General features: G+C 46.3%; 12 protein-coding genes. 3 read left to right on the plus strand and 9 right to left on the minus strand.

The features are described 5' to 3' along the window. The first annotated feature begins 347 nt into the window (after positions 1-347). Both rne and CYLST_RS23715 read left to right on the plus strand, forming a co-directional pair. The gene (gene rne / locus CYLST_RS23710) at positions 348-2,432 is read left to right on the plus strand and encodes a ribonuclease E (protein WP_015210281.1); all 2,085 of its coding nucleotides are present in this window, start codon (positions 348-350) and stop codon (positions 2,430-2,432) included. Positions 2,433-2,440: 8 nt separating this feature from the next. Next, a complete protein-coding gene (locus CYLST_RS23715) occupies positions 2,441-3,118 on the plus strand; it encodes a ribonuclease HII (RefSeq protein ID WP_015210282.1) in 678 nt (225 codons plus the stop codon). A gap of 69 nt (positions 3,119-3,187) precedes the next feature. On the opposite strand, the gene CYLST_RS23720 is transcribed toward CYLST_RS23715, so the two are convergent. Further along, on the minus strand, positions 3,188-3,775 hold the full coding sequence (locus tag CYLST_RS23720) for a DUF1997 domain-containing protein (protein WP_015210283.1): 588 nt from the start codon (positions 3,773-3,775) through the stop codon (positions 3,188-3,190). A 94-nt stretch (positions 3,776-3,869) separates the two neighbouring features. Here CYLST_RS23720 and pheA point away from each other — a divergent pair, with 94 nt between their 5' ends. After that, positions 3,870-4,745, plus strand: a complete 876-nt coding sequence (pheA, locus tag CYLST_RS23725; RefSeq protein ID WP_015210284.1) for a prephenate dehydratase — start codon at positions 3,870-3,872, stop codon at positions 4,743-4,745. Between the two features lie 166 nt (positions 4,746-4,911). Here pheA and CYLST_RS23730 read toward each other — a convergent pair whose 3' ends face one another. From CYLST_RS23730 to CYLST_RS23765, 8 genes are all read right to left on the minus strand, one after another. Continuing rightward, complete coding sequence (locus CYLST_RS23730) at positions 4,912-5,559, minus strand: LON peptidase substrate-binding domain-containing protein (RefSeq protein ID WP_015210285.1); 648 nt, start codon at positions 5,557-5,559, stop codon at positions 4,912-4,914. A 201-nt stretch (positions 5,560-5,760) separates the two neighbouring features. Beyond that, complete coding sequence (gene rpsJ, locus CYLST_RS23735) at positions 5,761-6,078, minus strand: 30S ribosomal protein S10 (RefSeq protein WP_008232935.1); 318 nt, start codon at positions 6,076-6,078, stop codon at positions 5,761-5,763. Between the two features lie 200 nt (positions 6,079-6,278). Next, the gene (tuf, locus tag CYLST_RS23740) at positions 6,279-7,508 is read right to left on the minus strand and encodes an elongation factor Tu (RefSeq protein ID WP_015210286.1); all 1,230 of its coding nucleotides are present in this window, start codon (positions 7,506-7,508) and stop codon (positions 6,279-6,281) included. Between the two features lie 23 nt (positions 7,509-7,531). Beyond that, positions 7,532-9,610 (minus strand): elongation factor G, encoded by a 2,079-nt coding sequence (gene fusA / locus CYLST_RS23745; protein ID WP_015210287.1) that lies wholly within the window; start codon positions 9,608-9,610, stop codon positions 7,532-7,534. A 137-nt stretch (positions 9,611-9,747) separates the two neighbouring features. Beyond that, on the minus strand, positions 9,748-10,218 hold the full coding sequence (gene rpsG / locus CYLST_RS23750; protein ID WP_015210288.1) for a 30S ribosomal protein S7: 471 nt from the start codon (positions 10,216-10,218) through the stop codon (positions 9,748-9,750). A gap of 362 nt (positions 10,219-10,580) precedes the next feature. Continuing rightward, entirely contained in the window at positions 10,581-10,964 is a 384-nt protein-coding gene (gene rpsL / locus CYLST_RS23755; protein ID WP_015129154.1) for a 30S ribosomal protein S12, read from the minus strand. 118 nt (positions 10,965-11,082) lie between these two features. Further along, positions 11,083-11,409, minus strand: a complete 327-nt coding sequence (locus CYLST_RS23760) for a HesB/IscA family protein (protein WP_015210289.1) — start codon at positions 11,407-11,409, stop codon at positions 11,083-11,085. Between the two features lie 752 nt (positions 11,410-12,161). After that, a complete protein-coding gene (locus CYLST_RS23765) occupies positions 12,162-12,581 on the minus strand; it encodes a phosphomannose isomerase type II C-terminal cupin domain (protein WP_015210290.1) in 420 nt (139 codons plus the stop codon). Between the last annotated feature and the right edge of the window lie 218 nt (positions 12,582-12,799).

Consider the following 12,799-nt stretch of genomic DNA (forward strand, 5'->3'; position numbering starts at 1 on the left):
TCGGTAGTTTTTCCTGGGGGAAACCCTTAAGCTCGGACTGCATGACCACGCCACTGGCACCTGGGGACTTTCAACTCAGGACTTCCTTGAGTGAAGGTATTGCACCAAAAATCAACCACGGACGGTTGATTTAACTACTTAAACAATATGCATGCAGCCGTTCTGGAAAAATCAGGCGTATAAACGCTCTTACCAGTGTCAACGGCTCCATAACGAAGAAGAGCAACTGAATTGCAATTTTAATTACCAATAGCGCCTTTTAGTGGCTCCTGTAGGGGTGAGAGGCATAACAGGAGAAGCTCTCTCCCCTAACCCCCGTTGGTGCTGCCAATTTTTGAGGAAATTGAATGCCAAAACAAATTATCATCGCGGAGCAGCATCAAATTGCTGCCGTCTTTTCTGAAGATCAAATACAAGAACTCGTTGTCGCCACTGGTCATCACCAAATTGGTGATATCTACTTAGGAGTAGTTGAAAATGTATTACCTGGGATAGATGCGGCTTTTGTCAATATCGGCGACCCAGAGCGCAACGGTTTTATTCATGTAACTGACCTGGGTCCATTAAAGCTCAAGCGCACCGCAGCAGCGATTACAGAATTGTTAGCACCACAGCAAAAAGTGTTGGTGCAAGTAATGAAAGAGCCAACGGGAACAAAAGGTCCGAGGCTGACGGGTAATATTACTTTACCTGGACGCTACGTTGTGCTGATGCCCTATGGCAGGGGTGTAAATTTGTCCCGGCGGATTAAGAGTGAAAGCGAGCGCAACCGCTTGCGGGCGCTAGCGATTTTGATCAAACCTGCGGGGATGGGTTTGCTGGTACGCACAGAAGCGGAAGGCAAGCCAGAGGAAGCGATTATTGAAGACTTAGAAGTGCTGCAAAAGCAATGGGAAGCTATTCAGCAGGAAGCACATTCCACCCGTGCGCCAGCACTGCTCAACCGAGACGATGACTTTATCCAGCGCGTGTTGCGAGATATGTACGGCGCGGACGTGAATCGGATTGTAGTCGATTCCAGTACTGGTTTGAAGCGGGTGAAGCAGTATTTGCAGAACTGGAGTGGGGGTCAGACACCGCAGGGATTATTGATTGACCATCATCGCGATCGCTCTCCGATTTTAGAATACTTCCGGATTAATGCCGCTATTCGCGAAGCCCTTAAACCCAGAGTAGACCTACCCTCTGGCGGTTACATCATTATCGAGCCGACTGAAGCATTAACGGTAATCGATGTCAACTCTGGTTCTTTTACGCGATCGGCAACAGCTAGAGAAACCGTGCTGTGGACGAACTGCGAAGCAGCGACAGAAATTGCCCGCCAGCTGCGTCTGCGGAATATTGCCGGCGTCATCGTCGTTGATTTCATTGATATGGAATCACGGCGCGACCAACTGCAAGTTCTAGAACACTTTAACAAAGCACTGAAAGCAGACAAAGCCCGTCCTCAGATTGCCCAACTCACTGAACTGGGTTTGGTAGAACTGACCCGCAAGCGTCAAGGACAAAACATTTACGAATTGTTTGGTGAAACTTGCCCCACCTGTGGCGGTTTAGGACATACGGTACGGTTACCTGGCGAAAACGAAAACCGAATGCCAACACCAGCAGCAGAAAACAGCGAGCGCTTTGTATCCTTGCCCCATAGAGAACCACGGCTGCCAGCTACTCGGATCACAGAATCACGGGAAACCTACGATGGATTTGGGGAAGCTTATGATGGTGACTCAGACTCAGGTGCCCTAAATCTGATCAATCATCCCAGCTATCAAGAACTGGGCGATAACAAGCGTCGTACCCGCACCCGGCGGAGTCGAATTGGGATCAATGGGGCAACGGTAAAAGATGAACCTACCAGGGTGGTTACCAATCCACTGGCTTTTGTCAATGAACCAGACTTAGACCTAGATACCGAAGTAGAACTAGTAACAACACCAGAAATTCCCTCACCCAGCCTTGGTAAACCCGGTTGGACGGAAAGAGCAGAACGCACGAAAATTACCAAGGCAGAACCGATCAAACCTGTGGTAGAACCACCGGAGATTAGGACTGTAGAAATGAGCCTACAGGAACAAGATGTTTTCGCTTTGATGGGAATTTCTCCCTTAGTCAAATTAGAGCGGGAGGTGAAAAATCCCAAGTCTGTAATTATTAACATTGTTCAACCTGGACAACTTCCGACCACACCAACTGAATCGACTCCAGAACCAACTGTCGTCGAAAAAGCGATCGCTGAAGTCGCCCCAGTCAAGATACCTGCACCACAAATTGAGATTGAAGAGAAATTCTTTCCCCAACCAATAATTGAGCCATTGGAATTTATGCCGCTCGCAGATGAAAGCGAAGCAAATAGCACCTCCACTGCCAGCCGTCGCCGCCGTCGTCGTTCTTCAGCACTGGATGCAGACACCTCCAACGGTGAGGAAAGTTAACTTACTTTATGTTAAAGACTGAGCCAACTGCCGCTGCTGTTTACTTTCCAGCATCTCCAGGCGAGACGAGTTGGCTGGAGTTGTCCAACTTTTTAGGTATACAAGGGTTTGTTGCGGGTGTTGATGAAGTGGGGCGAGGTGCTCTATTTGGTCCTGTAGTGGCTGCGGCAGTGATCCTACCAAACCATGCTTGGCCAGAACTGATAGCATCTGAAATTAAAGACAGTAAAAAGTTGTCTAGTTCTCGGCGAACTCAGCTAGCGCAGCAAATTGGTGCGCTGGCTATAGACTGGAAAATCGGTTTTGCGACCACTGCGGAAATTGACCAGATGAATATTTTGCAGGCAACGTTGTTAGCCATGAAGCGGGCTGTGCAGAAGTTGAAGGTACAGCCTAAACTCTGTTTGGTTGATGGCAATCAGTCAGTAAAAGATTTACTAGTGCCGCAACAAACAATAGTCAAAGGAGACGAGCGATCGCTTAATATTGCCTCTGCCAGCATTGTCGCTAAAGTTTGGCGTGACGATCTGGTGATGCGTCTGGCATCAAAGTACCCCCTGTACAACTTGGAGCGGAACAAAGGTTATGGCAGCCAGCAACATTTGCTGGCTCTGCAACAATACGGTCCCTCACCCCTACATCGCAAGTCTTTTCGTCCTTGTCAAATGAGTATGCTGAGGAACTAGTGCGTTGCTCATGGCGTGAATTGTCGCAACTGGTATTCCTTCCTCTCTGAGTGGTGAATGAATAGAAGATTACTCTATATTCAGAATTGGCAGTTCAGCACTGCCATCACCCAGTGCTTTGTCTGGCGTTTGTGATATTACCCAGTGGCGATAATCCATTAAAAGCTGATGTAGCAATCGTTGTTTAACCGTCAAGAGCACGCTCTTGAGCAAGCCATTGCCAGTGGCTTCTAAAATCGGCTTGGGAGTCAGGGAAAAAGGCAGTGGTAAATCCACCTGCACTTCCAAATCGGCTCTTCCTTGTAGGCGAGTGCCAGTACTTAGCTGGTAGGGAGACAAATAACCTTTCAAATTCAGAGCGAAGCGTTGGTTAATATACTCGAAACCAAGAATTTCACAACCGACCGAGCGCAAATAAATCATTCCATTGGCATCTGCCCAGACTCTCATGTCTACAGTTGGTTGAATACTCAGTGACATAAAAGCCAGAGGACGCATTTTCAAACGAAATACTTCCTCAGAAAGTTGCTGAATCCGGCTGTTGTCTACCAAAGCATTCACCAGCCGTTGAGGCTGGCGCAAGTAGTGATGAATAGGAATAGGCTGCTTTGGGACAGCGATTTCAACCGATTGGGAGGCAATAAACCGGATAGCCATGAGCGAGTTAAATGATCTGTTTTATAATTTTAATATTTTTTAATAAATTGGATTGATAGAGTATCAATCAAACTCATAACTAAAGGCGAAAAGTATGACTCTATCAATTGCACATTTAGGGCCTCCCGGCACTTACGCAGAACAAGCCGCTTTTTTTTACGTCAACTGGCTGAAAGAAAGTCAGGGTGTAGAAGCTATCTTATTCCCCTATCCCACCATCGCCCAGTCACTGCAAGCCGTTGCTCAAAGTCAAGCTCAGTTAGCAGTGGTGCCAGTGGAAAACTCCATTGAAGGAAGTGTGAGTATGACAATGGATACGCTGTGGCAGTTGGACAATTTGCAAATTCAGTTGGCTTTAGTCATGCCCATCACCCATACCTTAATTTCCTGCGCCACTAGTTTAGATAGTATTAAAACTGTTTATTCTCACCCGCAAGCTTTGGCACAATGTCAGGGATGGTTGGAGCGATTTCTGCCGACCGTACAGTTAATTCCCCGTAATTCCACAACTGAGGCACTACAGGGACTGGAGCAAGATTTGACAACTGCGGCAATTTCATCTAGCAGAGCTGCTCAACTTTACAACTTGCCCATATTAGCGAGTGGCATTAACGACTATCCAGAAAACTCGACCCGTTTTTGGGTGGTAAGTCAAAATCAAGCCCAGGCTGCTCACCATTTTTCTTCCACAAGTAACAGCCACACCTCCCTGGCTTTAAGTGTTCCTGCCAATGTCCCAGGCGCACTGCTCCAAATACTGCAAGTATTTGCTCAACTAGATATTAATCTGAGTCGGATAGAGTCTCGTCCGACGAAGCGCTCCCTAGGAGAATACTTGTTTTTTATTGACGCAGAAGCAGACCTAACTGCACTAAAAATGCAATCTGCTTTACCAGAGTTAAAAGCCGGCACAGAAGTCTTAAAAATATTCGGCAGCTATAATGTCTTGCCAGTTAGCCATCAAGGGTGACGCTGCGCTCAAATTCTTTGATTCAAAATGGAGCCGACTGCTCGCGTAAGGGATATAAAATTCAAAAAAAAGAAAAAGATACAGAGCCACTTGAACTTATTTATCAGGTTCTTAATTTTGAATTGATAATTTTGAATTTTGAATTCCCCCCTAGGGGGGTGACTCATTAACTTTGATTAAATGTATCTTTGAGAACAGCACGAGCTGCCAAATGGTTACGAGTAGAAGTCAAAATTTCTGCTTCCCGTCCCAGACGAGCGGATGTATCCTGTATTTCTAGTAACGCCTGTTGCTCTGCGGCGACGCCATAGAGGTTACTTGCCACCCAATAAGATAGCTCTGTGGGCAGATCAGGTAAATCTTCTGGCAGTTCGATATTTTGTTCAGTTAACTTGGCTGAGAGACGCACGACATCCCGCAGCAGTTGCTCTACCTCATTCGCCAAAGGTCGTAAATCCTTGGTCGGTGGTTGGTCTTCAATCCACTCCACCAAGCCTACGCGGTACGGTTTTTCGCGGACATACTCTAAGACACGAAACCTTTGTTGTCCCAAGGTTAACATTTTCATCCGATCATCTGGCATCCGCTGACAATGAATAATTTCTGCACAGCAGCCAACGTTTGCAATCGTGCCTGTGACTGGATCGACCATCAACACCCCAAACCTGCGATCGCTTTCCAAAATCGTATTCATCATGATTCTGTAGCGAAATTCAAAGATATGCAGGGGTAATGGCCTGGTAGGAAACAGAACCACTTCGGGTAACGGGAACAGAGGTAGTTCGCGAACTGCAATTTTAGAAGAGGATGTCATTGTTACCTTGGTATAAATTTAATTTTAAAAATTTATTCTTCTCTGCTTTTCCCGTACTTTCTTTACATTCTATCATTTGTTTTATAGCCTATAAAAAGCCCTGAGATAAATTTCTTCAGGGCCAGGCTAATATTTATACTCATGTCAACGGTCAGTTGTTTCTTCTTGACTACTAACAACTGACTACTGACCACTGACTAATTACAGTTTTACTTCGATGTCCACACCCGATGGTAAATCCAGTTTCATTAGAGCATCAATAGTTTTAGAAGAAGGTTGGTAAATGTCAATAATCCGGCGATGGGTACGGGTTTCAAAGTGTTCCCGTGAATCCTTGTCTACGTGGGGCGATCGCAGCACGCAGTAGATCCGCCGTTTTGTTGGTAAAGGTATTGGTCCTATAGCTGTAGCATTAGTGCGGTTAGCTGTGTCTACTATCTTCTCGCAAGATGTATCTAATAAGCGTCGGTCAAAAGCTTGTAAGCGAATTCTAATCTTCTGCTGCTGTAGAGTTGCCATCTTTAATTGTCCAGGTTCTGCATTATATTTGTGATTTTTCTACCATTTTTTTGGATGATTGCCAAAGAATTTTGCCAGGCTAAGACTAACTCATAGTCAGAGTTTCACAATCCAAAATCCCAAATGGTATTAGAGGGAAGCGAAAGGAGCAGAGAGGCATCATACCATCTCTGCTCCTTTGTTATGAGAGCAAAAAGGTGCTATTTCAGGATTTTAGAGACGACACCAGCACCAATGGTGCGACCACCTTCACGAATAGCGAAGCGCATCCCTTGCTCAATAGCGATCGCGTTGATCAGTTCTACTGTCACCTTAATGCGATCGCCTGGCATCACCATTTCTACATCTTTGCCATCATCGGAGGTGAAGGCTTTGATTGTGCCTGTTACATCAGTTGTCCGCACATAGAACTGGGGACGGTAGCCAGCAAAGAATGGAGTCTTGCGACCACCTTCTTTGTCTGTGAGAACGTACACTTCACCTTCAAATACAGTGTGAGGTGTAATTGAACCAGGTTTGGCTATCACCATACCGCGCTCGATGTCTTCTTTTTTGAGACCACGCAGTAGCACACCCGCATTATCCCCAGCCAGACCTTCATCGAGGCTCTTCTTGAACATCTCGATCCCAGTGACGGCGGTACTACGAGTGTCTTTCAGACCAATTAGCTCAACGGTATCGCCAACCTTAACTTTACCGCGTTCGATCCGTCCAGTAGCCACAGTACCACGACCTGTGATGGTGAACACGTCTTCTACAGCCATCAGGAAGGGCTTATCTATATCCCGCTCAGGAGTGGGGATATAGGAATCTACAGCATCCATTAGTTCGTAGATTTTGTCTACCCAGGGATTTTCACCCCGTTGGGTTTTAGGATTTTTGGTCATTGCTTCCAGAGCTTGGAGACCAGAGCCTTTGATGATGGGGATATCATCGCCGGGGAAGTCGTAGCTAGAGAGCAGTTCTCGCAGTTCTAGTTCCACCAGCTCCAAGAGTTCTGGGTCATCCATCAAGTCTTCCTTGTTCAAGAAGACAACCAGACTGGGAACGCCGACTTGTTTTGCCAACAGGATGTGTTCGCGGGTTTGGGGCATTGGTCCATCGGTAGCAGCAACTACGAGGATGCCTCCGTCCATTTGAGCAGCCCCGGTGATCATGTTTTTCACATAGTCAGCGTGTCCGGGGCAGTCTACGTGAGCATAATGCCGAACTCCGGTTTCATACTCAACGTGAGCGGTATTGATGGTAATACCCCGTGCCTTTTCTTCTGGTGCGTTATCGATTTGGTCGTAGCCCTTAGCTATAGCCTGACCATTAGCCGCCAAGGTCATAGTAATGGCTGCTGTTAACGTTGTTTTACCGTGGTCAACGTGGCCAACCGTACCGATATTTATGTGGGGTTTATTTCTTTCAAACTTTGCGCGTGCCATGAATGCTCATTTCCTTATTCTAATTAAGCGTTCCCTTTGCTTTTTGCAATGATAGTTTCAGCCACGCTGCGAGGCACCTCTTCGTAGTGGCTGAACTCCATCGTGAAGATACCCCGACCTTGGGTCTTAGACCGGATATCAGTGGCGTAGCCAAACATCGTCGCCAGTGGAACTTTGGATGTCACCTTAGCGAGTCCCTGTTCAGTGCTTTGGCTTTCAATCTGCCCCCGGCGGGCGATCAGGTCGCCAATCACGTTCCCGATAAAGTCTTCGGGAACTTCCACTTCAACTTTCATCATAGGCTCTAACAGTACTGGAGAAGCTTTCGATACCGCCTCTTTCATTGCCATTGAGCCAGCAATTTTGAAAGCCATTTCTGAAGAGTCTACATCGTGGTAAGAACCATCTATCAAAGTAGCTCTGACATCAATCAGTGGATATCCAGCGACAACACCGGATTCACAACATTCTTTCATTCCTTGTTCTGCTGGGCCAACGTACTCTTTGGGTACGGTACCACCAACAATCTTAGAAACGAATTCAAAACCTGTGCCTGGTTCTCCTGGCTCCAAATTGATGACAACGTGTCCGTATTGACCCTTACCACCGCTTTGGCGGATGAATTTACCTTCGATTTTGTTAACGGCTTTGCGAATCGTTTCGCGGTAAGCTACTTGCGGCGCACCGACATTCGCTTCCACTTTAAATTCGCGTAACATCCGGTCTACCAGAATTTCTAGGTGCAGTTCACCCATCCCAGCAATCACGGTCTGGTTGGTTTCCGGATCAACGCGGACGCGGAAGGTGGGGTCTTCTTCTGAGAGGGATTGCAGGGCCTTGGACAGTTTGTCCATGTCATTCTTGGTTTTGGGTTCAACCGCTACCGAGATTACAGGCTCAGGAATGAATAGGGATTCCAGAATTACTGGTGATCCTTCATCACATAAAGTGTCGCCTGTCAAGGTGTCCTTCAGTCCTAAAGCTGCTCCCAAATCACCCGCCCGCAGTTCGTCGACATCTTGGCGGTCATCTGCCTTCATCAAAACTAAGCGAGAAATCCGTTCCTTCTTGTCTTTACTGGCGTTGAGTACATAGCTACCCTTTTTCAACACACCAGAATAAACGCGAACGAAGGTAAGGCGACCATAAGGGTCAGCCATAATCTTAAATGCCAGAGCTGCTAGAGGTTCGTTGTCATCAGCCCGTCGTTCAACCGTGTCGCCATTTGGCAGAAGTCCTTGAATTGGCGGCACTTCAGTTGGTGCTGGTAGGTAATCGACAACTGCATCCAACATCAACTGCACGCCTTTGTTTTTGAATGCCGAACCACAAAGTACTGGCACAATCGTGCCCGCAGTTGTGCCTTTACGCAGGGCAGTCCGGATTTCCGCTTCTGTAAGTTCTTCACCGTCGAAGTACTTAGTCATCAGAGCATCATCGGTTTCTGATACCGCTTCTACCAACTTGGTGCGGTATTCGGTTGCTTGTTCTAGCAATTCTGGCGGGATTTCCGTTTCTTGAATATCGGTGCCTTGGTCGTTGGCGTAAATGTATGCACACATCCGCACCAGGTCAATAATCCCTAGAAAGTCATTTTCACTACCAATTGGCAGTTGAATGGCAATGGCATTAGCCCGCAAGCGATCGCGCATCTGCTCGTGAACCCGATAGAAGTTCGCTCCTGTGCGATCCATCTTGTTGATGAAGGCTATCCGGGGCACTTTATAGCGGTCTGCTTGCCGCCACACTGTTTCTGACTGCGGTTGTACACCACCTACAGAACAAAATACGGCGATTACACCATCCAACACACGCATGGAACGCTCAACTTCAATCGTGAAGTCAACGTGACCTGGGGTATCGATAATGTTAATTTGATGATCTTTCCAGCTGGTACTAATGGCAGCGGCGGTGATGGTAATTCCCCGTTCCCGCTCCTGCTCCATCCAGTCTGTGACGGCAGTTCCTTCATGAACTTCGCCAATCTTATGAATTATCCCAGAGTAAAACAATATTCTCTCTGTTGTCGTTGTTTTGCCCGCATCTATATGCGCCGCAATACCGATATTGCGTACTTTCTCTAGCGGGATCGTACGTGCCACAGCTGCCTCCTATAGTTTTTGCCTCATGATATCTTGTATATTACTCTTTGTTAAGATTCTATACTTTTACGGAAAACCGTCTTTTGGGAAAATCTACGATATACCGCGTTTGGTTCGGCGATATATCGTTTCTTTACTTAATAACGATAATGTGCAAATGCTTTATTTGCTTCCGCCATCCGGTGCGTTTCTTCCCGCTTGCGAATCGCACTTCCAGTTTCATTGGCAGCATCCATTAACTCATTTGCCAATTTGCTTGCCATTGTGCGGCCTGGTCTAGCTCTGGAATATTGCACCAGCCAACGCAGTGCTAGGGTAGTACCCCGTTCTGAACGCACTTCCATCGGTACTTGGTATGTTGCTCCGCCGACTCGGCGAGCTTTTACTTCTACTAAAGGCGTTGCATTTCGCACTGCTCTTTCAAAGGTTTCCAAGGCACCGCTACCAGTGCGTTCCTCAATAGTTTTCAAGGCATCATAAACAATCCGGGCGGCAAGTGATTTCTTGCCATGACGCATGATCCGCCTGATAATCATGCTCACAAGGCGACTGTTATAAACTGAATCAGACGGAACTGGGCGCCTTTGAATAACACCACGACGAGACATACTTCACCCTTAATTCGGATTTGGCAACGAAATTATATGCTATCAGACACTGGAAACTAAAAGCGGTGGTAGCCGCCCCTCGGACTTCCTTGATTTTTGCTCTACAGTTGCAGCAAGGCAGTCTTTAATTAACTTGCTACCTGATACTAGACACAAGGTAGCAACGTTGTAGACCTTAAGACCTAGCTTAAACTGCTGCTGTCACTCACCGGACTTTACTTAAAACATCCTACACTTGCTCGCAAAAGTGTAGGGTGTAACTTGATTGCTGGAAAAATTAAGCGCCGCTCGTTTTTTTATGATTCGGTTCGGTGCTTTTGGGGAAGGCGATTAATCGTGTTTGATGCGATTAATCACCTGTCCTATTTTTTCGCTGCTTTCGGGCGCTTGGTTCCATACTTGGAACGACCTTGCTTGCGGTCTTTGACTCCCGCTGTATCCAAGGTGCCACGGATAATGTGGTATCTGACGCCTGGTAAGTCCTTCACCCGACCACCACGGATCATCACAACAGAGTGTTCTTGCAAGTTATGACCGATTCCTGGAATGTAAGCGGTGACTTCAAATCCAGAAGTAAGTCTTACTCTTGCTACTTTGCGGAGAGCTGAGTTAGGCTTTTTAGGTGTGGTCGTGTATACTCTGGTACAGACACCCCGGCGTTGAGGGCATTGTTTCAGAGCTGGGGACTTGGTTTTCTGACGCGCTTTTTCGCGCTCATTACGTATTAGCTGCTGTATTGTTGGCATGAGTTACAGCGCGTAAAGCTGCTTATGGTCTAAGTTTTTACAAATCCTGATTATATCGTTTTTGACGGGTTTTTGTCAATTATCAATTGTCAGTTTTTTTTTGCTGCTGACCACTTAACTATTGACTAAGGCTGAAGGAATTGCCACAGCCACAGGTGGCGATCGCTAAAGGGTTGTGGAAACGAAAACCACCACCCATGAGATCCTCTGAATAATCCACCGTCAAACCGTTGATGTAATTTTGGCTTTCGGCGTCTATGACTACTTGAATCCCCTGCAATTCAAAAACCTGATCCCCAATTTTCACTACTTCATCGAAGTACATATCATAAAACCACCCAGAACAGCCACCAGGTTTTACTGTTAATCGAAACAAGACCTTTGGTTGTTGCTTGGACTTTAACCGTCCGATCTCACTTACCGCTGCTTGACTCAAATGAATCATGGAATTTTTTTTGGCGATTGAAAACCCCGGATTAATATTACAGAGGGGCTAATACTCCTACTCATTTTAGGTGCTGATTGACACTCGGCGGTCTGAAGACACGCAGATTCTCTAAGACTTAACTTAAAAGGGATAGTCAAATATCCCCCTAGACGCTCAAAACAACTACCAGCGCTCTTTGGTATTGCAATTGCGCTTACTTAGGATTCAATTAATGCTTTCGGAGTTCATCACGAGCCAGTTCGGTACGCTCCATGTTTTCCCGTTACTTGTTTACCCAGGGCTACAACTTGTGCAGGTACGAGGTAAATCAGGGGTCACTCCTGACAAAACACTTCAACACGTAGATGATTATTCCTACTCACAGTTTAATTAAATCATTTTTCCCGGTGGTTAAAACCACTCGTGGCGTGTTTCCTCCACTGCCTTAAGTCAAGTGGCTTCCACACGACCTGCGATATTTTTGTGAAAACCCTGTTAAAAAATTTTGTTTCCTGCTAATGCCCGATAAATTTTATTTTCTTTGGTAGAAAGTGTATATTTTTAGCTTTCTATCTGCAATTTGCATTTCCATACAGCTGCATATGCAGCCAGTAGATGCCATCTCTAGTATAGCACTGCTACGCTGTCGCCCCCACCGAGTGCCAAGCAGGAACTTGCAGCGTGCAGTAGTTCACAAGGAAGGTTTACACAAAAATCAACTCTTAGTGTGAGAGCAAAATCGTTAAAGCTTTAGTAGCCCTCTTTTGGGTTTAATTTGCTGTACGGGCATAGTCATCTTGATAGCGAATAATATCATCCTCTCCCAAGTATTCGCCATTTTGCACTTCAATTAACACTAAGGGTATTACTCCAGGATTCTCTAAACGATGAGTTGTGCACTGGGGTACATAAGTTGACTGGTTATTGCTTAACAACTCTTCTCGTGTGCCACAAACTACCCTAGCTGTACCAGAGACAACAATCCAGTGTTCGCTGCGATGATGGTGCATTTGCAGACTGAGGCGATGTCCGGGCTTCACTTCGATGCGTTTAATTTTGTAACCGCGCCCTTCTTCCAAAACTGTAAAAGAACCCCAAGGACGCAACTCAGTTGCAGCAACGCCTCTGGAAGTGATGGCTGGGGGTAGAGGCAGAGTGCTAGTTTGGGCGGTTTCCGGAAATTGAGCCATAGTTACCTCATGTGGAGACATAACAAACCGTAATTACTTTTAACAATTGATGAAAAAAATTGGCGCGATCTTGCAACTGCGAAAATTCAGTAATTTAATCCCATCTTGCTAAAGATAGCAAAATCAACCTTTATGGCGTAAAAGATAGCCACTGAACATATGGCATTTACACCAAGTCTTCATCAACGAAAATGCTGACTTGTTCTCAACTTCAAAAA

Source organism: Cylindrospermum stagnale PCC 7417, assembly GCF_000317535.1.
GTDB classification, from domain to species: domain Bacteria; phylum Cyanobacteriota; class Cyanobacteriia; order Cyanobacteriales; family Nostocaceae; genus Cylindrospermum; species Cylindrospermum stagnale.